Raw genomic sequence first — 24366 nt, 5'->3', positions numbered from 1 at the left:
AATATTATATAACAATATGTCAGCAATGTCTTATAAGCCAAATTCTAAATTAAGTATAGCTATTGTGATATCCATTATATTGCATATAATTTTAATTATCATTTTGGGTTACCGAGTTATGTATAATAATGATATTAATTATGGTCGCGTTAATGGTAACTCTATTGATGCCATTATGGTTGATCCTTCTGTAATGGCCGAACAATATCAAAGACAACTTAAAACACAGATTAGCCAAAAACGAGCTGAACAGCAAAGGCAGCAACAAATAGATGAGCAGACTCAGGCGCTACAGGAACAACAACTAGCTCAACAGCAACGACTCAAAGAGTTAGAAAAAGAGCGCTTAAAAGTAGAAGAACTACAAAAGAAAGAAGCAGAAGCTGCACAGGCTGCACGGATTGCAAGACAGAAAGAAGATGATGAGCGTAAAGCTAAAGAACAGTTAGAAGAGCAACAAAGACAAGCCGAAAAAAAGCGTTTAGAGCAACAGCAAGCGGAATTAGCTAAACAAAAGGCCGAGCAAGAAGCTAAATTAAAAGCTGAGCGAGAGTTATTAGAAAAGCAAAGAATTGAAAATGAAAAAAAACAAGCAGAATTAGCTAAACAAAAAGAAGAGCAAGCAAAAAAACAAGCAGCTGAAAAAGCAAAAAGAGCAGCGCAGGCAAAAAAAGATAAAGAAATTGATAAGTTACTAGGCGGGCTTACATCAGGCACGCCTAGCCCATCAGGAGGTACAGTTAGCCGTAAAGGTGTTTCAGATGGGGAAATAGATAAATATAAATCCTTAGTTCAAAATGCCATTAGCAATAAATTTATTAATCCTAATAAATTATATAGTGGTCGAAATTGTGTATTAGAAATTCAAATTGCACCCGATGGCTTGTTACTTAATGTTAGTGCGAAAGGTGGTGATGGCTCATTATGCCGAGAAGCGCTTTCTGCAACTAAACAAGCTGTAATTCCAAAGCCGAATAGTTCATTTTATAACCAAGTAAAAACAATGATAATTGATTTTCAACCAAAATAGTTTTATACAGGAAAACTTTATTTCCTGAAAAATATTAATCAAAATAAATTGTCAATATCTCTAAATTAAAATGTTGAAATTACATTAAACATCCCAATATATAGCCTATTCATTCCGAATTAAGTTATTTAAGTGAAAGAAGGAGCAGAATATGACAACAATTGTCAGTGTCCGTCGTGAGGGGCAAGTCGTTATTGGTGGTGATGGACAGGTTACGTTAGGCGAACGTATTATTATGAAGGGTAATGCCCGTAAAGTACGTCGTTTATATAATAACAAAGTGATTGCAGGTTTTGCTGGCGGTACTGCAGATGCTTTTACACTATTTGAACTGTTTGAGCGAAAATTAGAGATGCACCAAGGTCATTTAACCAAAGCCGCTGTTGAACTTGCTAAAGATTGGCGAACAGATAGAATGCTTCGTAAATTAGAAGCTTTACTTGCTGTTGCTGACGAAAGTGCATCACTGATTATTACTGGTACTGGTGATGTTATCCAACCAGAGGATGATTTAATTGCTATTGGTTCTGGAGGTCCTTATGCGCAAGCAGCAGCAAGAGCTCTACTAGATAATACCTCACTTTCTGCACATGATATTGTGCAAAAATCATTATCGATTGCTGGTGATATTTGTGTTTACACTAATAATTTCCAAACAATCGAAGAACTTAATTATTAATCTGATTTAAGAGAAATTTAATTATGTCTGAAATGACTCCTCGTGAAATTGTAAGCGAACTGAATCAACATATTATTGGGCAAGAAAAAGCGAAACGTTCTGTTGCAATTGCACTACGTAATCGCTGGCGCCGTATGCAACTAGATGAAACATTGCGTCATGAAGTTACGCCAAAAAATATACTTATGATTGGACCAACTGGTGTCGGTAAAACTGAAATTGCAAGGCGTTTAGCAAAATTAGCACATGCACCGTTTATTAAAGTAGAAGCAACTAAGTTTACCGAAGTTGGTTATGTGGGTAAAGAAGTTGATTCAATTATTCGAGATTTAACTGACTCTGCAGTAAAAATGATTCGTCAAGAAGCGATTGAACGCAATCGTAATCGAGCTGAAGAATTAGCTGAAGAGCGTATTTTGGATGTACTTGTACCGCCAGCGAAAGATGGGTGGGGTCAAGTTGAAGATAATAATTCAACAGCAAGACAAGCTTTTCGCAAAAAATTACGTGAAGGTTCACTTGATGATAAAGAAATAGAAATCGAATTAGCTGGTGTTAATATTGGTGTTGAAATTATGGCTCCTCCAGGTATGGAGGAGATGACAAATCAATTACAGTCAATGTTTCAAAATTTAGGTGGACAAAAAACAAAGCCACGTAAAATGAAGATCAAAGATGCGTTAAAACAACTCATTGAAGAAGAAGCGGCTAAATTGGTTAATCATGATGATCTTAAACATGAAGCGATTGAAGCTGTAGAACAAAATGGTATTGTTTTTATTGATGAAATAGATAAAGTTTGTAAACGTGGTAATTCGTCGGGACCAGATGTTTCACGTGAGGGAGTACAACGAGATCTTTTACCATTAGTTGAAGGTTGCACTGTGTCGACTAAACATGGTTCTGTTAAAACGGATCATATCTTGTTCATTGCGTCTGGTGCTTTCCAAACAGCAAATCCATCTGATTTAATTCCTGAATTGCAGGGTAGATTACCAATTAGGGTTGAATTACAAGCTCTAACAAGTGAGGATTTTGAACGTATTTTAACTGAACCAAACGCTTCATTAGCTGTTCAGTATAAAGCTCTAATGGCAACTGAAGGAGTTAACATCGATTTTACCTCGGATGGTATTCGTAAAATTGCGGAATCAGCATGGCAAGTAAATGAGCAAAATGAAAATATTGGTGCCCGCAGGTTGCATACTGTTTTGGAACGCTTGATGGAAGATGTTTCATTCGAAGCTAGTGAACTCGGTGGAGAAACTGTAACAATTGATGCTAAATATGTAAGCGATCATTTAGATAAGCTTGTTGCAGATGAAGATCTAAGCAAGTTTATTCTATAAAAAGTTTAGCGTATAAACATGAAAAGGTGAATTTACTCAACTTCACCTTTTTTATTGTTACTTTCTTAGTAGATCTCCTAAGATATCTGTAGCTTTTGATTTAGACTTTGAATTATCTTTAGAGTCATGAGTTTTTAATTTTTCGCGGAGTTTGTCTAAACGTTCTTGTAATTTATCGGTTAGTGCATCGGTAATTAATTTACTCATATCAATTTGATAATGAAGATTAGCAAATTGACCATAAATACGTAGTGGTATTGTTAGCTTTTGTAGTTTACTAATTGTTTCACTTTTACCGTTCCAGCCACCTAATATTTTTAAGTTTAAATTAACATCCAAGTCTTGTTTTAAAAAACCAATTCGCCCTGAGCCATCAAAGATATCAAGAGTTTCAGAATTAGCATTTAATGTCGACAATTGCAAATTACCTTGCTTCAAGTTAGCAACAGCTAAAATTTTATGAAATTCAGTATATTTTTTTTGATTCTCAGGAGTCATGACATCCTTTGAATATTGAGTTGCTGCATTTTGAATGATTTTTTGAATATTTAAATTATTTAGCCTTGCATTAGTCACTACCATATTCAAATTTCCTTGCAAGTTGGCTAAGATTTTTGAACCAGATAAGCTGTTGCTTTCTAAATCTCCAGTAGCGTTAAATAAACCTTCTAGATCATGTGCTATATTTAATTGATTAAAAAATGTTTTTAAATCAACATTGGATATTTTGGTATTAAGCTTCATTAGTGTATTTTTTTGTTTACCATTGGCTATACCAGTTGCAGCTATATGTCCGTTAGCAAAATCAAAGTTAATATTTTTAAATATTGTAATACCTTCCTCATTAGTCATATCAATATTAATATTATTTAATGTTATTTCGTTAGCATTAATCTGTTTAATATTTAATTTAGCTTTGGCATTAAAACTATTTAGAAAGTTTAATTCATTATTGGTCTTTGTGACATTCGACACTACTGGTGAAGTTTGTTGAGGACTGGCTTCTTTATTTAAATTTTCACCTGTTTTCAAGAACGAAGTAAGATCGATTTTATCTGAATTTAACTGCAAATTTATATATGGTTTATTTGCTAAATCAGCATTTATTACGGCAGTAAAATAATTTTCATTAATTGAAAAAGATAAATTTTGACTTTTAAGTAACATTTGTGGGTGTTGGTAGTTAAATATACCGCTAATATTACCTTTTAGCTCTTTTGTTGAATTGTCGACACCTTTATAAATGAAATCTAATTTTTTTAAATCGATTAATGCTTGTTCTGGAAATTGATTTAAATCGACATATGCATGTACAAAATAAGATAGATCTTGTTGATTTTTGTCTATATTACCTTTTAAATCGATGGAAATATTTTTATCACTATTTTGTTCTACCACTAGATTAATATTTCTAAAATTAATTAAATCATCCTTATTTTGTAATACTATAGTACTATCAGTAACTTCAAATTTATTTAAGCTAAATTTCCAATTAGATGATATTTTTTGATCTTTAGAATCAGTCGGTTTATTTGTAGTCGTATTATATGGTGTTTTTGCACCATTTTTTGCAATATCACCTTTACTTTCATTGGTAATACTGATGATTGCTGATTTTATAAAAACATTTTTAATTGATAATTTTTTTGCGAAAAGAGGTAGTAACTCAACATCTAATCTCATATTATCTGCAGTTAAAAGGGGGGTTGAAGCGCCTGTATCGGTTAGCTTAATTGAATCAGTTAAAATACTCACTTGCGGCCATACATGCCAACGTAAATTTCCATCAATAGTTAATTCATATCCTGTTTTATCTTTAACAGTATCGGAAATAAACCCACGAAAGTTGTTGGGATCAACAAAAACAATCAGTGAAACAATACTAATTGTTATGACTAAAATTAAGGTAAATAGAATAACCAATATTTTTTTGATCATATTAATTTTCCTTCGTTATGGTTATCAATTATTCAGTCTTTATCAATACGACTAGCAACGGCACCATATTGATCTTTATATTTTGCATCTAGTCTTCGATTGTATGGTCTTGCCGCAGGACCAGTTAGCGTTTCAAAACTGAGCGCACCAATTGTCATTCCAGGCCTAAGTGCTAATGGAATTTTCCCTGAATTATAAAATTCTAATACAATTTGTCCTTGCCAGCCGGGGTCGATACGATGAGCTGTAACGTGAACCATTAGGCCTAATCTAGCAAGTGATGAACGACCATCTAACCAGCCAACTAAATCATCAGGAATAGTGACTGATTCTAAGGTTACAGCTAATGCTAATTCTCCAGGATGAAGGTAAAATGCGTCACCTTCAGGTAATACCATTTCTTCACTCATCACTCGTTCCAATACTGCAGATACTTCTTCTTTTGGACCACTTAAATCTATATAAGGTGTGGTATGTTCTCGAAAAGTACGAAATTGATTACCTAATCTAACATCAACAGTCGCACCATTAATACAGCTTGTTGCAGGTTGTGGTGTTATTTTTAATTTACCATTTTTTAAATATGCTTCGATATCTCTGTCACATAATCTCATGAGTTATCCTTAATTCAGCTTGTAATGGTTTATTCTAACAGGTTCTTTAAATCCCGTCGATGTTAGTAGTTTAAGGTTGTAGTACCCATGCACGCCCATAATGGTTATAGTATCCGGCTAATTTTCCTGCTTTATCTCCAATTCCTAGATAAAGGTCAAAATGTTGACCTTTTATAGCACCACCAACATCAAGAGCAACCATAAGTCGAGTTTCTCGTCTGCCTCGATATTGTCCATCGTCTTCAAGAAGTGGTACATCAACTAATACTACAGATCCTAAAGGAATGACTGATGTATCTGATGCGACTGATGCATTTGCAACCAGAGGTATTTCAGCAGCACCTGTAACCTCTGCATCATATTGTGGATTGAAAAAAACAAATGAGCGATTTTGAATTAGTAAAGCTTTAACTTGATTTTCATGTTTATTTTTCGCCCAATCTTTGATTGATTGTATAGAAATTTTTTCTTTTTCTATTTCGCCTTGTTCTACTAATAATCTTCCTATACTGGAATAGCCATAATTATTTTTACCTCCATAGCTGAAGAAAACTAAAGGTGAACCATCTTCAAAATCAATATAGGCACTACCTTGTACTTCCATAATAAAATTATCCATTAAGGAATTACTGTATGCAATTTCAAGTCCTCTATCAGAAAGAGCTCCATTGTAAATTTGTTCACGATTTGGCAGTTGTTCTTCGTCACTAATAACTGGCATTTTATAAATAGGGTATTTAAATTCTGCTGTTGGTTGATGCCTTGCTTTGATTATCGGAGTGTAGTAGCCTGTCAGATGTACATTGCCATATCCATCTTGACCAACCATTTCGTAACTGTTCAGTCCAACCTTGTAAAATTCATTAACCATTAAAGAACGACTAATCCACTCATTTATTGCTTTATAAATATGTTCATTTTTTTTATATAAAGAAGGGGATGACGATTTAATTTTAGCTATTTGGATAATGTAGTCTGATACATTGACAGGGATACTTAATTGAGGATGATTTATGTTAAGCGGTAAAGATAATTTTCCATCTTTATATTGTTGGCCTTGATTAATTGGTTTATTTGAATTGTATTGGCTATCAGCGAAAATAGATAAAACAAGTAAAATACTTAAAAAATAAAAACGGTAATAACGATCTTTTTCTTTCATCTTGGAAAATAATTATAATAAGTTAAGTAATATAGCTAGTTATGCTACACAATTCTATTATAAGAAACTACAGATAATTATTATGAATCCATAAAAAGTTTTCATAACGATTCAACTTGCGATTTTATTTTATAGACTTTATAGTCCTAGTGTATTAAAAAATCGAGAAATATAGAAAATGAAAAGGAAATAATAGCGATGAGCATTACATCCTCAAAAAATGATCTAAAGCGGAATCTTTCTAATCGCCATATTCAATTAATTGCAATCAGTGGGGCAATTGGGACTGGTTTATTTATGGGTTCAGGAAAGACAATTAGTCTTGCTGGTCCTTCTATTATTTTTGTTTATATGATTATTGGTTTTATCCTTTTTTTTGTTATGCGTGCGATGGGGGAAATACTTCTTTCTAATTTGAAGTACAAATCTTTTAGTGATTTTGCTAACGATCTTTTAGGCCCTTGGGCTGGATTTTTCACTGGTTGGACATATTGGTTTTGTTGGGTTATTACAGGGATTGCTGACGTTATTGCAATTGCTGGATATGCGCAACATTGGTTTCCTCAACTGCAGTCATGGATACCAATGTTATTAACAGTTGCCTTACTTTTAACACTAAACTTATTAACGGTAAAAATGTTTGGTGAAACAGAATTTTGGTTTTCAATGATTAAGATTATTGCAATTTTAGCATTGATAGGAATTGGGCTCGTACTCATTTTGACTGCTTTTCATTCCGAACAAACGGGTACCACAGCTGCATTTTCGAATTTGTGGGAATACGGGGGGGTTTTCCCTCATGGTAGTATGGGTTTTTTTGCTGGATTTCAAATTGCTATTTTTGCTTTTGTTGGGATTGAGTTAGTTGGCACAACTGCAGCAGAAACCGTTGATCCGTGCAAAAATTTGCCTCGTGCAATTAATTCAGTGCCTGCGCGTATCATCTTTTTCTATGTTTTTGCTTTAATCATCATTATGAGTGTAACGCCATGGATGTTTATTTCTCCAAACAAAAGTCCCTTTGTAGAATTATTTACTTTAATTGGCTTACCCGCTGCTGCAAGTATTATTAATTTTGTAGTATTAACCTCAGCAGCATCATCAGCTAATAGTGGTATTTACTCAACAAGTAGGATGCTATTTGGACTTGCCAAAAAACAAGATGCTCCAGAACCGTTTGGTAAATTATCAAGTCGCTCAGTACCAGCTAATGGATTATTATTTTCGTGCACATGTTTATTTGGTGGAGTTGTTTTGATTTATTTAGTGCCTAATGTCATGGAAGCTTTTACTATAGTAACTACAATTTCGGCTATTTTATTTATGTTTATTTGGTCGATGATTCTTATTTCTTATATTGCTTATCGTCGCAAAGAAATAAACTTACATGAACAATCTCAATTTAAAATGCCAGGTGGTATTTTTATGTGCTGCGTTTGTTTGGCTTTTTTTGCTTTCGTGATTGTATTACTTACTTTTGAGGTGGATACCCGTCAGGCATTAGTGGCAACACCTATTTGGTTTGCTATTTTAGGTGTAAGCTATTTTATTCGATCTTTAAAACGCCAATAAATTTATGCTAAAAATGGCAGGAAAACCTGCCAATATTATTCTATAGACTTTATTTTTTCCGGAAGATGATACTAGTAAGAATGCCCAAAGCCAGTATGCCTAAAACGATATAAAGGTTGGTGATTGGATTTATATCAACACCATATCCAAATAAGTGATTACTTGCATTTAAAGCTAATTTCCCAGCAATAAAAAAGAGTAAACAAATAATCGCTTTATCAAGGTGAACTAAATACTGTTTCATGGCTTGTAAAATAAAATACATAGTCCTAAGGCCTAAAATAGCAAAAATCATCGAGCTATAAACGATTAACGGTTCTTGGCTTACAGCGATCACAGCAGGAACCGAATCAAAAGCAAACATAACGTCACTTAGTTCAATTACAACAATACATGAAAACAGCGGTGTAGCATAAAAAATACTTTTAGGTATTTTACCAACTAAATTGCCGTTCTCAGGTTTTGCTAGTTCTATATCAAGTTGTTTTTTGGTCAATAAAATGTGATGACCGACAATTTTAGGGTAAGATGGAAAAATACGTTTGGCGATGCGAAAAGTTAAGTGATTTGAATAATCCTTTATGTCTTGGTCATTATCTTGATTTTTTAGCATTATTATTCCAGTACAAGCAATCAATATTGAAAAAATTAACTCCATCCAAGGACCTAAATATAACAAATTTGTTCCAATTACAACAAATATGGCGCGGAATATAATAGCACCAATAACTCCCCAATAAAGTAAGCCATGACGATAATTATTGGGTACTGAAAACCACGAAAAAATAGCCATAATAACAAACAAATTATCTACAGATAATGCTTTTTCAAGGACATAGCCAGCAATAAATAAGCTGGCTATGGCTGCGCCATGATGAATGTATAAAAATAGTGCAAACCCCAATGCAATAATTATCCAAAAAAGTGACCAAATAATGGCATTTTTTAAACTAATAAGCTTATTGTTATGATGGGCATATAAATCAATAATAATTGCAGCTATGGCTAGCACAACAAATACCAACATGGTTTCTATTGGAAACCCTAATGAACTTTTAATCATATTTATTTCTTCTAGTTTTAATTGATATTAGATAAATTGAATAGTGGGTCTATCAAATTTAACCGTAATTAATACTTATAAAAGTAATAGAGTATATATTGCTAGCAAAATCAAAAAAAGTTATATTTGCAAATCTTATTTAGCTGTTTTAGTTTAATAATATTTTGAGCCAATATTTATGACAAAATTTAGGATAATTATTTTCTTTTTTCTTCCTTTTATTTCAGGATTATTAAATGCACAACCAGTCGAGCCCTATATATCTTCTTTATCTAAAGGAAGTGATTTATCCGTTTTGGTTCAATCTGTTGGGAGTAATCCTAAAACATTAGCAAAATATAAAAGTGATCAGTTCAAACAGCCTGCAAGTATTCAAAAAGTGATAACTGCGTTAGCTGCTCAGCTTGAACTAGGGAGCGATTTTCGATTTATAACTCGTATACAAACTAATGGTTCAATAAGTAATAAACAGTTAAATGGTGATCTTATTATTCAATTAAGTGGAGACCCAACTTTAACTCGTGAACGATTAAAAAGTATGATTGCAGCCTTGCAGCAAAAAGGTATTGAAAAAATTTCAGGGAATATAATTTTAGATACTTCAATCTTTACAAGTCATGATAAAGCATCTGGCTGGTCTTGGAATAACTTAACTGCATGTTATAGTGCTCCGCCATCTGCTGCTATTATTGAAGATAACTGTTTTAATGCAATAATAACTCCAGGTAAGGTCGGTTCCAAAGCCTCTGTTTCGGTCTCTTCTAACATTCCTATTATGTTTACAGGTGATGTCAGAACGATTGCAGCTAATAGTAAAGATTTAAATGATAAATATTGTGAATTAGATGTAAGCTATTCAGATAAAAACCATTACCATCTATCAGGATGCATTGCTGTAAGTGCGGATAAAACGCCATTAAAATTTGCAGTAATAGATAGTGTTGAATATTTTTCAAAAATTTTGAAAAATGAGCTTAAACAAAAAGAAATAACGTATACCGGATCATTTATTGAACGTAACCAAAGGACTAATGCTCAGTTGTCATTATTATCCTCTAGTCAATCCGCTCCACTTTCTGAACTGTTAACAATTATGCTTAAAAAATCAAATAATTTATATGCAGATGCTATATTTAGAACTTTAGGCGCTCATTATTATAATGTTCAAGGTACATGGCGTAATGGTGGTGATGCTGTTAAGCAAATTTTACGCAAAAAAGCAGGTATAAATCTAGAAAATTTAGTTATTGCTGATGGTTCTGGATTATCTAGATTAAACTTGGTTAGTGCTGATAAGTTAATGGAAATTCTACAATATATTGCAGCCAATAATACAAAATTAAAAATGATTGAAATGTTACCAATTGCAGGTGTTGACGGTACTTTGCAGAATCGAAAAAGTTTTAATCAAGCACCTTTTAAAGAGACGATAAGAGCCAAAACAGGTTATATCCAAGGTTGCTATAACTTAGCTGGATTAATCCAAAAGTCTGATGGAGGATACGTTGCATTTGTGCAGCTATTATCGGGATACCAAGCTGATAATAAGGGTGAGCCTAAAAATAGTGCGGTCATGCGATTTGAATCGGAATTCTATAAAAATTTTATTAATTAATAAAGTGTAGTCAGGACACATATATTTTATTTTTAGTTATATGAGTCCCGACATTTTTTTGCAAATTAAATATTATCGGCTAAAAAGCCACAACTCTGATGTTTCCAAAGCTGTGCATATAAACCATTCTTGTTCAGTAATTCTTGATGAGTCCCTTGTTCGATGATTTTACCTTGATCAAGTACCACGAGCCTATCCATTGCTGCGATTGTTGATAATCGATGGGCAATAGCAATAACGGTTTTGCCTTCCATTAAAGTGTATAGGCTTTCTTGAATTGCTTGTTCAATTTCAGAGTCCAATGCACTTGTTGCTTCATCTAATAATAAAATAGGGGCATTTTTTAGAATGACGCGAGCAATAGCAATACGTTGCCTTTGTCCTCCAGATAATTTTATACCCCGTTCACCAACAAAAGCGTCGTATCCTTTTTTACCTCTTGTATCAACGAGTGTTTGAATAAAGTTATCAGCATGAGCCCTTTGGGCAGCTTTTATCATATCTTCTTCAGAAGCATTTTTGTTACCGTAAAGTAAGTTTTCTCGTACTGAGCGATGCAATAACGAAGTATCTTGTGTCACCATACCGATTTGTGAGCGTAAGCTTTCTTGACTAACGGCAGTAATATCTTGACCATCAATAATAATTTTTCCACTTTGTAAATCGTAAAAACGAAGTAATAAATTAATAAGCGTTGATTTTCCAGCTCCAGAACGACCAACCAAACCAATCTTTTCACCAGATTTGATTGTTAAATTTAAATCTTCAATAATTGAATTGTGTTGTTTTTTATCATAAGCAAAATGGATGTGTTTAAATTCGATTTTACCTTGGGTAACACGAAGTGATGTTGCATTGGGTTGATCAATAACTGTTTTAGTGGCTGAAAAAGTGTTAATTCCATCTTTGACTATACCAATATTTTCAAACAGGGCTGCCAATTCCCACATAATCCAATGTGAAAAACCGTTTAATCGAAGTGCTACAGCGGTTGTTGTTGCAATTGCACCAACACCAATTAATTGATTGCTCCATAGCCATAAGGCAATACCTGTTGTGCTTAGTATCAACAAAATAGACATTAAATGATTAACAATTTCAAAGCTACTGACTAAGCGCATTTGTTGATTGACAGTGACTAAAAATTCATCCATTGATTCTTTAGCATATTTTGCTTCATTGCCAGCATGTGAAAAAAGTTTTACGGTTATGATATTGGTATAGGCATCGGTTACTCTTCCTGTCATCGTAGAACGAGCATCAGCTTGCATGCTAGCAACTTTACTTAGACGAGGAATAAAATAATACATAGCAATACCATAAATTAGACACCAGCCTATAAATGGAATTAACAACCAAAGATCTAATTGCCCGATGATTGTAGCCATAGCAATAAAAGAAATAAAGACATAGATAAAAATCTCCGTCACTAAAAAGCAAGTATCACGAACTGCAAGCGCTGTTTGCATGACTTTGGCTGATATTCTACCGGCAAATTCATCTTGGAAAAAACGCATGCTTTGATTGAGTACCAACCGATGAAGGTTCCAGCGCATTCTCATTGGAAAATTACCAGCCAGGCATTGATGTTTTATAATAGTTTGTAATCCAATAATAATTGTACTTGCTATGATGATTAAGGCTAATATTAATAATGTTGTTTTTTCTTGTTGCCAAAATTTGGTAGGTTCAACAGCTGCAAGCCAATCAATAACCCTACCAAGAGCTGCATATAAAAAGGCTTCAAAAGCGCCAGCGAATGCACTAAGAATAATTAATAATAGTAGAAATAAGCGAATTCCTTTCGTTGATTGCCATATGAAATTAAAAAAATTTTTAGGCATACATTGATATTCAACTTTTGGATAAGGAGATACTAATTTTTCAAAAAATCGATACATATTAGGCCTGACAAATAATAGAGTTTTCCATTGATAATACAATCAATGATATAAAAAACGAGGATAGCGCAAATATATGTAAATTATATATGCATTAAATTGTTACATGAAATTTTAGATATATCTGCGATCTATAATATTATAAATATTAAAAAGCTGATGAGGAAATATAATGTTTTATATTTCCTCATATTATGATTATATCTTGAACGTCAATATATAGCCACTAATGGTCTTAAAATATATCTTTTATAATAAGTACAACGCGTCCAACAATATGATATTTATGAAAGTCTGCTTTAGGTACTTCAATAGTAGGATATTGGTTATTATTGCAGATTAACAACCATCCATTGAGAGTTAAACGAATCTTTCTCAAAAAGGTAATATCTTCATATTCAATTAGGTAAATTGCGCCATCAATAATCTCATTTATTTCTGTATTAAGAATTAATCCATTATTATTTTTGATTTCTGGCGACATTAAATCACCTTTAGCCCAGTATATAATTAATTTTTTAGCATCCAAACCTCGATGCTTAACCCAACCTTCAATAATAGGATAATTCATTACCGGAGGCGTTTCCCTAACAAAACGCTCTTTTTGCGCTTCTTCTTTTGTTGGTAACTGTTTTTTATATACGGGGATACGATAAATATTTTCGTTATACACTTCTTCGCTGTCTTTAGGGTCTAATACTTCTAATTTATGTCCAGTAGCAAGCCAGTTAAAAGAAACATTACATTTTTCAGCAATGACTTCTAAACGTGTAAGTGATGGATATGTTTTACCTGATAAATAATCTCGGATTACTGTTTCTGACATATCACATTTTTTAGCGAAGGCTGATACAGATAAACCTTGCATTGAGCTATATAGTCTATCTTTAAAAGTCTTAATATTATTATTTTTAATTGTATTCATTTTTGATCCATTATTTCTTGCATAAGTTTATTAATTATAATGCATTTTTTTATGTTTTTGTATATGTTAATGACGTGGAAATTCATTAAATTATTTTTATTTCCTTGTTTATTCTTTTTTTTGGATTGCATATTTTTGTTTTTATCTTGTTTTTCTTTTTTTTATGAATAAATGATAGGCTTTTTTGATAAATTATTGCTTTTGTTTTTCTGTTTGGTTGTTCGTGTTTTTCTTTGAAAATCTTTTTTTTTATGATAAAAAATACTTTTCTATATAATATTTGATATTTATCAAATGTTTTTTAGGTGTGTGATTTTGTCTAGTTCTATGTTTTTATTTAATTTGTATTTTTTTTGTATAATAATCAAACAAGCTTAAAAACAAATAAAAACGTTGACGAAAGCGAAAAAAAATGGATAATAAGCAGGGTAAGGATTTTTCATTGTTTTCTTTCCTTATATTCCTTATATTTCATGTTGGCCTGTATAGTTTTATACAGGTCTTTTTTTATCCTTCAACTATTCATGAAATTCCTTCACAAAAAGAGTATAATCAGTATCCGTAAAATCTGTTTTAAAGCTTATCTTAACAGAGTGTTATATTTATTGAGAGGATTTGATTATGTCTTTTAGCATTCCGCATCTTTTAGTGTTTCTTGCCGTAGTGATTTTATTATTTGGCACTAAGAAGTTACGTAATTTAGGTTCGGATCTTGGTTTAGCGTTGAAAGGCTTTAAAAAAGCGATGAATGATGACGAAGTTGAATCAAAAAGTGATAATAAGTTAGATGATAATAAATAGTTGCATTTATTTAGTATGAATTTACAATTTGACGTAGTAATTGTTGGTGGTGGATTAGTTGGTTTAGCCACTGCTTGTGCACTTAGCCAATGTGATTTAAACATTGCGATTATAGATACTAAAATTTGTCAGCATGAATTCTTGCCTCATGCTGAAATGAGTATTAGAGCTTCTGCTATTAATGGCGCTAGCCAGCGCTACTTTTCAAAAATTGGTATATGGGATGATTTATGCAATAGCAACCGTGTACAGGAATTTACTGAGATAGGTGTATGGGAAAAAAATGGCCAAGCCCATTTGTCTGCTCAAGCCAAAGATTACGGTTATTCTAATCTTGGATACATAATTGAAAATAATGTCATTTCTCATTACCTTTACCAGTTTTCCTTAAACTGTTCGAATATTAAGATTTATAGGCATGAAGCAGTTGATTGCACATTTAATGATGCTTTTGCCTTTTTAACACTTGCAAATAAAACTGTTTTACGAGCTAAATTAATAATAGGGGCTGATGGTGCTCATTCTTGGGTACGTAGGAGTGAAAATATTTCTGTTCTTGAGCGTGATTATCTTCATCATGCTGTGATTACAACTGTTCAAACTGAATATCCTCATCAATCCAGTGCTAGACAAGTGTTTTATCCCAATGGAATTATTGCTTTTCTTCCTCTTTGGAATGTAAATAAAAGTTGTTTAGTTTGGTCGACAAAACCAGATAATGCGTCTACTTTAACTTCACTTTCTGAATCAGAATTTTCGAACGAATTATTTCGGTTGACTGGTGATAAAGTCGGAAAATGTCAGTTAATTAACTCTAGAATGGTATTCCCATTAAAAGCGCGGTTTGCTAAACAATTTATTAAGCATCGGTTAGTGCTTATTGGCGATGCAGCTCATACTATTCACCCTTTAGCGGGGCAAGGGGTAAATTTAGGTTTTCAAGATTCTGCTTTATTAGTTTCAACCATTAAACAATTAACTGAAACTAATAAAGATATTGGGCTTGTAAAAAATTTAAAATCATTTGAGTTTAATCGTCGCAAAGATGCGTTAGTTATGCTCACGGCCATGCAAACTATTCAAGATATGTTTAATGGTGATAATTTGTTGAAAAAGAAGTTAAGAACAATTGGTATGAATGTTATTGATAATAGTCAGCTATTAAAAAAGCAACTGATTAAATATGCTATGCATATTTAATTTAAACTTATATCTAGTTATTATTGTGGCTGTCAAAAACTTTCCGGTAAGCATGTGTTTCAGTATAAAAAATAAATTATGATACTTAATAGATTAAGAATCTATTCCAGAAATAACAATCCAACCATAAAGTAAGTAAACTGAACTAAAGCCGCATGATCTAATGTGCTTAGCAAATTATAGTTAAACAAGAATAATAATGATGCACTAAAAAGTGCACCAATATTGATAATAAATCGTGATTAAATTGTTTGTTTTAATAAGTTATAAACAGGGGTAGCAAGACCTATTTTTGCGTTGTTAGATTTTAGTTTATACCAATAGCCACTATGTTCATTAAAACATTTTGTATACTTAGTAATGACACAATAAATAGGAAAGATATCTAAGTGAAAATGACTAAATGTGTGGCGAAATGCAACAAGTTGCTTTGGTGCTGTTGTTTCGATACCTTGTTTTTTTAACCAGTCAGTTATTGCTTGTTTACTTGAAAATTGAGGGAAACAATACAATCCTCCCCAAATACCAGACGGAGGCCTTTTTTCAAGCCAAATTGTATGATCATATTCCAGCATTAAAAAATAGGCTGTCTTTTTGGGAATGGCATTTTTAGTTTTTTTTGTGGGATAGAGTTGCCAGCTTTCGGTTTTATATGCTAGACAATGGGTTTGCAATGGGCATAAGGAGCATTTAGGTTTAGTGTGTGTGCAAACCATAGCCCCAATATCCATCATAGCTTGATTAAATTTTGCTACCTTATGTTTCGGTGTGACTTGTGCACTTAATTGCCAAAGTTTATTTTCGACAGTTTTAATACCAGGCCAACCTTCAACAGCAAAATATCGGGTTAAAACACGTTTTACGTTGCCATCTAAAATTGGATAATGTTGATTTTGTGCAAGAGATAAAATTGCACCAGCTGTTGAGCGCCCTATGCCTGGAAGTGCGACGACATCATCGAACTTTGTAGGGAACATGCCATTAAATTTATCCACAATTAATTGTGCTGCTTTATGTAAATTACGTGCTCTTGCATAATAACCAAGTCCTGTCCAAAGATGTAATACATCATCAATTGGCGCTTTTGCTAAATCTGTTATTTGTGGGAAGTGCTCAATAAAACGGTTAAAGTAAGGAATAACCGTTGCAACTTGGGTTTGCTGTAGCATCACTTCAGACAACCAAACATGATAAGAGCTTTTTTCGACCTGCCATGGTAGCGATTTTCTGCCATATTGTTCATACCACGTCAGGACAGCTTGCGAAAAGTATTGTATTGTCATAGCCATTACATTGCAGCAACAATAGAATCACTAGGATAGCACCCTAGTACCTTAGTATATAAAGTCATTGATGCCAATTCTTTGAGAGCTGTTTGCATTTCATAAGAATGAATGTTACCTTGCAAATCGATATAAAACATTTCTTCCCAAGGCGTACCATGAATTGGTCGTGATTCAAGTTTAGTCATAACAATGTTATGGTTACGTAATACCGATAGCGCATCAACTAAAGCACCTGCTTGCTGACCTGTTTTCATGAGAATTGTGGTTTTAGCTGGGATTTGAGCAGATACTTCTATTGGCTGACGAGCTAACACAATAAAACGAGTAATGTTTTCTTTTTGATTAGCAAAATTATGTTCAAGGACTTGTAGCCCATATAATTCACCACCATCTTTATTACCCATAGCTGCAACATTACGTTGATTCAATTTAGCTACAGTTTCCATTGCTGATGAAGTACTATCGCAGTATATGATTTTCCAATGAGGATAGTTCTCTAAGAAATTACTACATTGCTGGAATGGTTGTGGATGGCTATAAATAGTATCGATTTGCTCTAGCTGTGAATTTTGTATAGCAAGAACACAATGATCAATAGGTAAAGAGAGCTCACCAATAATATGTAGATTAGTTTTTTGCAATAAATCATAAACTTCATTAATTGAGCCAGAACTTGAATTTTCTATTGGTAAAATTCCATAATCTACGGCACCACTTTCGACTTGTTCAAAAATCTCTTTAAAGGTTGAACAGCTTAATTCAATCATTTCATCTAAGTGAGTGCTAGCATAGCGGCGAGCAGCAGAATGCGAATAAGATCCTTTGGGGCCTAAAAAGGCAACTTTGGCTGTGGTGATTGTGCTGAGATTAAGCTTTTCTTGCAAGATTTTTTGTTGTAATAGTACAGAATCTTCAATAATTAATTGATATAAGCGTTTAATGAAAATATCATCGAGATGATAGTCTTTGCCTTCATTGATTAAGGTTCTGATAAGTGAACGCTCACGATCAATGTCGCGCACAGGAATGTTTGCTTCAATTTTCGTATGAATTACTTGTGTTGAAAGTTGGCGCCTCTGGGCAATAAGCTCTAACAATTTTTTATCTAATTTATTAATTTTATTTCGCAAAGATAATAAAGGATTTGTAGCCATTTTTTATTAGTTATTTAAAAAAGATAGCTTGTATTATAACAAGCAAAAAAATAAAGGCACCATCAAAGTGCCTTTTTATTCAATCAAGAAAATTGACGAATTAAATTTCTTCTTCTAATACTGCGTCTTTTATGCTGTTAACCGCACGCCGAGATTCATTCTTGTGTTGTAGTTTATTAAGTTGTTTTTCAAGCTTATCAATAAGGTTATTTATTGCAGCATACATATCAATATGTTTGGCAGAGGCAACTAATGAAGTTCCTTTGGTGGAAATTGTTGCATCAACAATAAATCCATCTGGTTCTTTCGATAAAATAAAATGAGGGTTGATTAACAGTGCTCTCCATTTATCTAACTTCGAAAATTTATCTTCTAGATAGCTACGAATAGCAGGGGTAACATCCATTTGTTTACTGGTAATACTTAAAGTCATAATTGACCTCCTCATTTTTTATCAACAAAGTTAATTTTAATGTTGTTATTACATTGGCAAATTATTTTAGTCTCGTCAATAAGATCTTTGCTTTTGTCTAATTTTTATTAATTTAATTTTGAAATAAATTCCATTGACTGAATATTGCATAACATGGTGGAGGGGCTGACACTGATTTTACCATGAATTTAATATATACTGTATTAATAATTATTTAGTTTATCCTATGTTATAGGTAATTTTCAATAATGAGGACAATGTGAGTTATTTAGATAATGTGAAGATTGTTTTGGTTGAAACATCTCATACAGGCAATATGGGCTCTGCTGCGAGAGCAATGAAAACCATGGGATTAACTAACCTTTGTTTAGTTAATCCGGTCATCAAGCCTGATTCTCAATCGATTTCGTTAGCTGCAGGTGCCAGTGATATTATAAAAAATGCACAAATCTTTTTTTCACTTGAACAAGCCATTGCCGATTGTACTTTAGTGATTGGTACTAGTGCGCGTTCTCGTAGTTTACAGTGGCCATATTTAACTCCCAAAAAGTGTGGCGATAAGATTATTCAAGAAGCCTCAAATCTCCATACTCAAGTCGCTTTGGTATTTGGGCGTGAGCGTGTTGGTTTAACTAATGAAGAATTGCAAAAGTGCCATTATCATGTTGGAATTCCAGCTAACCCTAGTTATAGTTCTTTAAATCTTGCTATGTCGGTACAGGTTTTGTGTTATGAAATTCGCATGTCAATGCTCAATCTTGAAGATCAGCAATCTGAAAAGGAAAATGAGAATATGGCTGAAACTGAGTTTCCTATAGATGCTGATATAGAGCGCTTTTACCAGCATTTAGAACAAACTTTATTACAGACAGGCTTTATTAATGCCAATCATCCAGGACAAATTATGGGGCGTTTGCGTCGATTATTTACACGTGCTCGTATTGAACAACAGGAACTAAATATTTTGCGTGGCATTTTAACTTCGATTAATAAAATTTTACATTGATGTTAAAATAGAAACACCCACAGATTTGTGGGTGCTATTTTAAGGTTGATACTGTTTAATGTAGTATCTTATCTATTAATCAAAATATCAATTCTAAGTATGTTAGTTTTTAGCTTTTTTGCGCCATGTTGTGCCGTTTGCACTATCTTCAAGAACAATATTCATTGCATTTAGTTTGTCACGAGCTTCATCGGCCTGAGACCAATTTTTGTTTGCTCTTGCTTCGTTACGTTGTTTTATTAATGCTTCGACTAATGCCACATCAACATCATCTTGCTTATCACCTTGTAAAAATTTAATAGGATCTTGCTCTAATAATCCAAGAGCTGCTGATAAATAACGTAACTCAGCTGCTAATTCATTAGCGAGTTGCATATTATTATCGGCTTTGGCTTTGTTTATTTCACGAGCCAGATCAAAAAGCGTTGAATAAGCTTCTGGTGTATTAAAGTCATCATCCATTGCGTTACAAAACTGGCGATAATAATTACTATCAGGTGTCGTATGTGGATGATTCGCATCAGTATCTCGCAAGGCTGTATATAGTCGCTCAAGTGCCATTCTTGCTTGTTTTAAATTATCTTCACTATAATTTAACTGACTACGATAATGACCAGATAGTAAAAAATAACGTACTGTTTCAGCATCATAATGCTTTAATACATCGCGAATAGTGAAAAAATTATTGAGTGATTTTGACATTTTTTCTTGGTTGATCATTACCATACCAGAGTGCATCCAGTAATTTACATATTGGCCGTTATGCGCACAAGTTGATTGGGCAATTTCGTTTTCATGATGTGGAAACATTAAATCTGAACCGCCACCGTGAATATCAAAGTGATTGCCTAATTGATAGCTGTTCATTGCTGAACATTCAATGTGCCAACCAGGGCGACCTTTACCCCATGGTGAATCCCAACTTGGTTCGTTAGGTTTTGACATTTTCCATAATACAAAATCCATTGGATTTTGTTTAACATCAACAACTTCAACTCGAGCACCAGCTTGTAATTGTTCTAAATTTTGGCGAGATAAAATACCGTAATTCGGATCACTGTCTACCGAAAACATGACATCACCATTATTGGCAATATATGCATGGTTTTTTTCGAGAAGCTCTTCAACTAATTTGATAATTTGTGGCATATGATGAGTTGCACGAGGCTCTATATCAGGCCGACGAATATTTAGTGCATCAAAATCGGTATACATTTCTTGTAGCATTCTATCTGTAAGTTGATCACAGGTTTCACCATTTTCGAACGCACGTCTAATTATTTTGTCATCAACATCAGTAATATTACGAACATAAGTTAAATCGTAACCTAAAAAACGTAAATAACGTGCGACAACATCGAAAGCAACGAAAGTACGTCCGTGACCAATATGACAAAGATCGTAAATTGTCACTCCACAAACATAGAGTCCAACTTTATTAGGGGTAATTGGTTGAAATATTTCTTTTTCGCGTGTTAATGTATTGAATATTTTTAACATTATAATCTACAGGGTAAAATTGATGGATTTTGTTAGATAATATAACAAAATTCTGGATATGACGAAATTACTTATTAAGAACTTTGTAAGCAAAATTGAGAAAATGCATATACCAATATAACTGAATTAAATTTGTTGAGTTTGTATAGATGTTTTTAAGGTTGATGATGAGAAATATGATTTACTATAAATACAAACCTTAATCTTATTTAAATTGGCGGTTTACCCGCCAATTTAAATTAAAATAACTTATTGTTTTAAATGGCGATAGATATAAATGAGTATAATCGACCCAAGTACTGAAATTAACAAACTAGGGAAATTAAATCCAGTTACACTACCCCAGCCAAAGAAGGTGCTAATATACCCACCCACCACGGCTCCTGCTACGCCTAATAAAATAGTTTTGATCACCCCTACACTTCCTAGAGGCATAAAAAACTTAGCAATCCAGCCGGCAATTAATCCTAGAATAACCCAACTTATAATACCCATGATAATTTCCTTTTTTTATTGAAATTATGCATAGTTTACTCAAATAAATTAAAAAATCTAACAGATGTTAGTGTTCAATGCAATAGCTTTAATCGATTAATTAATAGTCAATAAATGATTTCAAAATGTACTAATAGATAATGATAATAAATACGAATAGTAAATAAATATTATTGATGCATTTATTATTAAATTTTAATTAAAGGTAAAGTATTTTGTGGTGTTTCTAACTCAGAATATATACTTGATGAATATAGGAAGATAACTAAACATAATTAAAAGGGAGGTTTAATCTCCCTTAATATATTATTGTTCGAAAATTGTTTTATGTAGAATTTTGATAATTGATTCGGCATCATTGCTTTTTGCTAATAAGCAAAGATTGTGTGTACTTGCCCCATAACAGCAAAGCCTAATAATAAATTCGTCTAATACCCCAAACACTTCTTTTGCAATACCTCTGGTTGAGGTTAGGTTATTACCAATAATAGCAATGAGTGCTAAATCTTCTTCTATATCAACATGACAAACGGTTGATAATTCATCAAATAATTCTTTCGTTAATAAACTGTTTCCGTTGGTGTTTGTACCTGTAGTGTCGATGGTTAGTGCAATACTTACTTCTGATGTAGTTACTAAATCAACCGAAATGTTATACTTGGCTAATATCGTAAACACATTTGCAAGAAAGCCTTGTGCATGTAGCATATTTAAACTGGTTAGTGTTAGTAAGGTTTGTTTACGACGTAACGCCAATGCTCTGAAGACAGGTAATTTAGATGTGATACTATTAGTGCTATAAACAATAGTTCCCCCATCTTGCGGTGCTTTACTTGAACCAACAAAGACAGGAATATTGCTACGTACAGCTGGGACTAGCGTTGCTGGGTGTAGTACTTTTGCTCCAAACGTTGCCATTTCGGCCGCCTCCGCAAAAGATATTTCATCAATGCGTTTAGCTGCTGGAGTAATGCGAGGGTCGTTAGTATAAATTCCAGCAACATCAGTCCAAATATCAATTTGAGTTGCACCCAATGCTTCACCTAGTAAAGCTGCTGTATAGTCACTTCCGCCTCGTCCTAAAGTAGTGGTTTTTCCAGAACTTTCACTGCCAATAAACCCTTGTGTTACAATGACACAACTATTGTCTAGTGACTTTAAATGGGCACAACAAAGCTGTTTAATATCTTCAATTTTAGGTATTGCTTTACCGAAGTTATTATTGGTGCGCATAACTTTTCGTACGTCAAACCACATGGCTTTTTTCTGTTTTTCTTTTAGTATTTCGACAAACAGTTTTGAAGACATAATTTCACCGTGACTAACAAGCTCATCGGTTAATGCGGGTGAAGTTGCTAAGCTTGCCGCTTCTGACAATGAGGCTATATTGGCAATGATTTGGTCTATTTCAGCACGTAGTTTGGGATTTTCAGGTAATTGTTCTAGAATGTTGTATTGGATAGATTGAATTTTCGCAATATGTTGAGATCTTACTTCAGCGTCACGTCCTTCTGCTAATGCAACTAACAAATTTGTTACGCCAGCGGAGGCTGATAATACAACAACCTTTACGTTAGGGTTAGCTATTACAATATTGGCACTATTAACCATTGCTGGATAATCGGCAACACTAGTACCACCAAATTTAGCTATTACAAATGATGTTTCCATGGATTCCTCATATTAAAAATTTTTATTTTTAACAGAGTTAGAGCGGGCATGTTCTATTTACAATTAAAAAAGTACAAACCATGAAGCGCTCCACCTGTTAAGGTGACAACCCAAGGGATTCAGCCCTTGCAGTCGATTTAATTACTTCTGGATGGGTAATCAAACCTCGGCATTACGTCCCCTCGATCATTTATTAGTGGTTCCAGTCCTTAAAATGACTTACCTGAGTAATGCACCTCTTCGTTTTGCAACTTCTGTTACGAAATCAGCACTATATAGGATTAACGATTTTATTAATTGTGTCAATAGGTTAAAAGTTAAAAATTATTTAGTTGTAATATAGAAAAAATGGAAAGATCTATAGCTCTCGTTCAAACAATTCAATAATGGTTTGATATAATTTTTTTACTGTACATTCTTTAGTTGGTGTACTAAAGATTGTATCATCACCAGCAATTGAACCTAAAATACCTTCCGATTTACCAATTGAGTCTAGTAATCGAGCAATGAGTTGAGCTGCGCCTGGGCTAGTATGTATCACCACCATTGAACTATTGAAATCAATATCAATCACTAAATTTTTTAATGGGCTACTAGTTGTTGGTACGCTTATTTCTGCAGGTAAACAATAGACCATTTCGGATTTTGCATTTCTGGTTCTTACCGCACCAAATTTGGTTAGCATACGTGAAACTTTTGATTGATTAATGTTATTAAATCCTTGTTCTTGTAACGCTTGTACGATTTCTATTTGTGAACTAAACTTCTCTTGACGAAGCATCTCTTTAAATGTTTTTGTGAGATTAGCTTGTTTCATAATGTTCCTTGGCTTTTAATTTGTTACTCTTTACTACTAATAAATGTCGTTATAAGACTCATAATAAAGTCTAATTGATAATTAAATCAAAATAACTACGACCAATTTTAATGTATCAGTAGCAATTATTATATACATAATTATGCGTTAAATAT

At 33.2% G+C, this 24366-nt stretch carries 21 protein-coding genes and 1 riboswitch; of the genes, 8 read left to right on the top strand and 13 right to left on the bottom strand.

Annotated features, from left to right (window positions below):
- The first annotated feature begins 16 nt into the window (after positions 1-16).
- The 3 genes from tolA (at position 17) to hslU (ending at position 3058) form a co-directional block, all read left to right on the top strand.
- A complete protein-coding gene (gene tolA / locus A9G43_RS08180) occupies positions 17-1030 on the top strand; it encodes a cell envelope integrity protein TolA (protein ID WP_081298083.1) in 1014 nt (337 codons plus the stop codon).
- A 151-nt stretch (positions 1031-1181) separates the two neighbouring features.
- Entirely contained in the window at positions 1182-1709 is a 528-nt protein-coding gene (gene hslV / locus A9G43_RS08175) for an ATP-dependent protease subunit HslV (RefSeq protein WP_025316169.1), read from the top strand.
- Between the two features lie 23 nt (positions 1710-1732).
- Positions 1733-3058, top strand: a complete 1326-nt coding sequence (hslU, locus tag A9G43_RS08170) for an HslU--HslV peptidase ATPase subunit (protein ID WP_065608167.1) — start codon at positions 1733-1735, stop codon at positions 3056-3058.
- Positions 3059-3115: 57 nt separating this feature from the next.
- Here the strand turns inward: hslU and asmA are convergent, their stop codons facing one another.
- The 3 genes from asmA to mltA all read right to left on the bottom strand — a co-directional run bounded on the left by asmA (position 3116) and on the right by mltA (position 6772).
- Positions 3116-4996: an outer membrane assembly protein AsmA gene (gene asmA / locus A9G43_RS08165; RefSeq protein ID WP_065608166.1), complete on the bottom strand. Its 1881-nt coding sequence runs from the start codon at positions 4994-4996 to the stop codon at positions 3116-3118.
- 32 nt (positions 4997-5028) lie between these two features.
- Positions 5029-5610, bottom strand: coding sequence for a dCTP deaminase (gene dcd / locus A9G43_RS08160; protein WP_065608164.1), 582 nt, complete (start codon positions 5608-5610; stop codon positions 5029-5031).
- Positions 5611-5680: 70 nt separating this feature from the next.
- Complete coding sequence (mltA, locus tag A9G43_RS08155; RefSeq protein WP_081298082.1) at positions 5681-6772, bottom strand: murein transglycosylase A; 1092 nt, start codon at positions 6770-6772, stop codon at positions 5681-5683.
- A 171-nt stretch (positions 6773-6943) separates the two neighbouring features.
- Here mltA and cycA point away from each other — a divergent pair, with 171 nt between their 5' ends.
- On the top strand, positions 6944-8344 hold the full coding sequence (gene cycA / locus A9G43_RS08150; protein WP_442903317.1) for a D-serine/D-alanine/glycine transporter: 1401 nt from the start codon (positions 6944-6946) through the stop codon (positions 8342-8344).
- Between the two features lie 49 nt (positions 8345-8393).
- Here cycA and A9G43_RS08145 read toward each other — a convergent pair whose 3' ends face one another.
- Complete coding sequence (locus A9G43_RS08145) at positions 8394-9407, bottom strand: TerC/Alx family metal homeostasis membrane protein (protein WP_065608160.1); 1014 nt, start codon at positions 9405-9407, stop codon at positions 8394-8396.
- A gap of 178 nt (positions 9408-9585) precedes the next feature.
- Here A9G43_RS08145 and dacB point away from each other — a divergent pair, with 178 nt between their 5' ends.
- On the top strand, positions 9586-11022 hold the full coding sequence (dacB, locus tag A9G43_RS08140; RefSeq protein WP_065608158.1) for a serine-type D-Ala-D-Ala carboxypeptidase: 1437 nt from the start codon (positions 9586-9588) through the stop codon (positions 11020-11022).
- Positions 11023-11087: 65 nt separating this feature from the next.
- Here dacB and A9G43_RS08135 read toward each other — a convergent pair whose 3' ends face one another.
- Both A9G43_RS08135 and A9G43_RS08130 read right to left on the bottom strand, forming a co-directional pair.
- Entirely contained in the window at positions 11088-12923 is a 1836-nt protein-coding gene (locus A9G43_RS08135) for an ABC transporter ATP-binding protein (protein ID WP_065608156.1), read from the bottom strand.
- 235 nt (positions 12924-13158) lie between these two features.
- Positions 13159-13848, bottom strand: coding sequence for a LexA family transcriptional regulator (locus A9G43_RS08130; protein WP_065608154.1), 690 nt, complete (start codon positions 13846-13848; stop codon positions 13159-13161).
- A gap of 621 nt (positions 13849-14469) precedes the next feature.
- Here A9G43_RS08130 and A9G43_RS08125 point away from each other — a divergent pair.
- The gene (locus A9G43_RS08125; protein ID WP_034909727.1) at positions 14470-14649 is read left to right on the top strand and encodes a Sec-independent protein translocase subunit TatA; all 180 of its coding nucleotides are present in this window, start codon (positions 14470-14472) and stop codon (positions 14647-14649) included.
- Between the two features lie 15 nt (positions 14650-14664).
- Complete coding sequence (locus A9G43_RS08120; RefSeq protein WP_065608152.1) at positions 14665-15849, top strand: FAD-dependent monooxygenase; 1185 nt, start codon at positions 14665-14667, stop codon at positions 15847-15849.
- 242 nt (positions 15850-16091) lie between these two features.
- Here A9G43_RS08120 and mutY read toward each other — a convergent pair whose 3' ends face one another.
- The 3 genes from mutY to raiA all read right to left on the bottom strand — a co-directional run bounded on the left by mutY (position 16092) and on the right by raiA (position 18722).
- A complete protein-coding gene (gene mutY / locus A9G43_RS08115; protein WP_065608204.1) occupies positions 16092-17132 on the bottom strand; it encodes an A/G-specific adenine glycosylase in 1041 nt (346 codons plus the stop codon).
- A 5-nt stretch (positions 17133-17137) separates the two neighbouring features.
- Positions 17138-18289, bottom strand: coding sequence for a bifunctional chorismate mutase/prephenate dehydratase (gene pheA / locus A9G43_RS08110; RefSeq protein WP_065608150.1), 1152 nt, complete (start codon positions 18287-18289; stop codon positions 17138-17140).
- A gap of 100 nt (positions 18290-18389) precedes the next feature.
- Positions 18390-18722: a ribosome-associated translation inhibitor RaiA gene (gene raiA / locus A9G43_RS08105; protein ID WP_065608148.1), complete on the bottom strand. Its 333-nt coding sequence runs from the start codon at positions 18720-18722 to the stop codon at positions 18390-18392.
- A gap of 316 nt (positions 18723-19038) precedes the next feature.
- Here raiA and trmJ point away from each other — a divergent pair, with 316 nt between their 5' ends.
- Positions 19039-19728: a tRNA (cytosine(32)/uridine(32)-2'-O)-methyltransferase TrmJ gene (trmJ, locus tag A9G43_RS08100; RefSeq protein ID WP_065608203.1), complete on the top strand. Its 690-nt coding sequence runs from the start codon at positions 19039-19041 to the stop codon at positions 19726-19728.
- A 102-nt stretch (positions 19729-19830) separates the two neighbouring features.
- Here the strand turns inward: trmJ and cysS are convergent, their stop codons facing one another.
- The 4 genes from cysS to argR all read right to left on the bottom strand — a co-directional run bounded on the left by cysS (position 19831) and on the right by argR (position 24211).
- Positions 19831-21228 (bottom strand): cysteine--tRNA ligase, encoded by a 1398-nt coding sequence (gene cysS, locus A9G43_RS08095; protein WP_065608146.1) that lies wholly within the window; start codon positions 21226-21228, stop codon positions 19831-19833.
- Between the two features lie 249 nt (positions 21229-21477).
- Positions 21478-21723: a GlsB/YeaQ/YmgE family stress response membrane protein gene (locus A9G43_RS08090; protein WP_065608145.1), complete on the bottom strand. Its 246-nt coding sequence runs from the start codon at positions 21721-21723 to the stop codon at positions 21478-21480.
- Between the two features lie 306 nt (positions 21724-22029).
- Positions 22030-23394, bottom strand: a complete 1365-nt coding sequence (gene lysC / locus A9G43_RS08085) for a lysine-sensitive aspartokinase 3 (protein WP_065608144.1) — start codon at positions 23392-23394, stop codon at positions 22030-22032.
- A 75-nt stretch (positions 23395-23469) separates the two neighbouring features.
- Positions 23470-23643, bottom strand: a riboswitch (Lysine riboswitch).
- Between the two features lie 109 nt (positions 23644-23752).
- A complete protein-coding gene (argR, locus tag A9G43_RS08080) occupies positions 23753-24211 on the bottom strand; it encodes a transcriptional regulator ArgR (protein ID WP_065608143.1) in 459 nt (152 codons plus the stop codon).
- Between the last annotated feature and the right edge of the window lie 155 nt (positions 24212-24366).

It is taken from the genome of Gilliamella sp. Occ3-1 (genome assembly GCF_001690655.1).
Classification (GTDB): Bacteria; Pseudomonadota; Gammaproteobacteria; order Enterobacterales; family Orbaceae; genus Gilliamella; species Gilliamella apicola_P.
This window is presented reverse-complemented; position numbering and strand designations above follow the sequence as displayed.

Bases quoted from the DNA above. Each gene is read 5' to 3' on its own strand.
- A9G43_RS08090 (WP_065608145.1), bottom strand. From the start codon at position 21,723: ATGGGTATTATAAGTTGGGTTATTCTAGGATTAATTGCCGGCTGGATT.
- cysS (WP_065608146.1), bottom strand. From the start codon at position 21,228: ATGTTAAAAATATTCAATACATTAACACGCGAAAAAGAAATATTTCAA.
- hslV (WP_025316169.1), top strand. From the start codon at position 1,182: ATGACAACAATTGTCAGTGTCCGTCGTGAGGGGCAAGTCGTTATTGGT.
- asmA (WP_065608166.1), bottom strand. From the start codon at position 4,996: ATGATCAAAAAAATATTGGTTATTCTATTTACCTTAATTTTAGTCATA.
- pheA (WP_065608150.1), bottom strand. From the start codon at position 18,289: ATGGCTACAAATCCTTTATTATCTTTGCGAAATAAAATTAATAAATTA.
- mltA (WP_081298082.1), bottom strand. From the start codon at position 6,772: ATGAAAGAAAAAGATCGTTATTACCGTTTTTATTTTTTAAGTATTTTA.
- A9G43_RS08130 (WP_065608154.1), bottom strand. From the start codon at position 13,848: ATGAATACAATTAAAAATAATAATATTAAGACTTTTAAAGATAGACTA.
- tolA (WP_081298083.1), top strand. From the start codon at position 17: ATGTCAGCAATGTCTTATAAGCCAAATTCTAAATTAAGTATAGCTATT.
- trmJ (WP_065608203.1), top strand. From the start codon at position 19,039: ATGGGCTCTGCTGCGAGAGCAATGAAAACCATGGGATTAACTAACCTT.
- A9G43_RS08135 (WP_065608156.1), bottom strand. From the start codon at position 12,923: ATGTATCGATTTTTTGAAAAATTAGTATCTCCTTATCCAAAAGTTGAA.
- A9G43_RS08125 (WP_034909727.1), top strand. From the start codon at position 14,470: ATGTCTTTTAGCATTCCGCATCTTTTAGTGTTTCTTGCCGTAGTGATT.
- A9G43_RS08120 (WP_065608152.1), top strand. From the start codon at position 14,665: ATGAATTTACAATTTGACGTAGTAATTGTTGGTGGTGGATTAGTTGGT.
- dcd (WP_065608164.1), bottom strand. From the start codon at position 5,610: ATGAGATTATGTGACAGAGATATCGAAGCATATTTAAAAAATGGTAAA.
- dacB (WP_065608158.1), top strand. From the start codon at position 9,586: ATGACAAAATTTAGGATAATTATTTTCTTTTTTCTTCCTTTTATTTCA.
- argR (WP_065608143.1), bottom strand. From the start codon at position 24,211: ATGAAACAAGCTAATCTCACAAAAACATTTAAAGAGATGCTTCGTCAA.
- mutY (WP_065608204.1), bottom strand. From the start codon at position 17,132: ATGACAATACAATACTTTTCGCAAGCTGTCCTGACGTGGTATGAACAA.
- A9G43_RS08145 (WP_065608160.1), bottom strand. From the start codon at position 9,407: ATGATTAAAAGTTCATTAGGGTTTCCAATAGAAACCATGTTGGTATTT.
- lysC (WP_065608144.1), bottom strand. From the start codon at position 23,394: ATGGAAACATCATTTGTAATAGCTAAATTTGGTGGTACTAGTGTTGCC.
- hslU (WP_065608167.1), top strand. From the start codon at position 1,733: ATGTCTGAAATGACTCCTCGTGAAATTGTAAGCGAACTGAATCAACAT.
- raiA (WP_065608148.1), bottom strand. From the start codon at position 18,722: ATGACTTTAAGTATTACCAGTAAACAAATGGATGTTACCCCTGCTATT.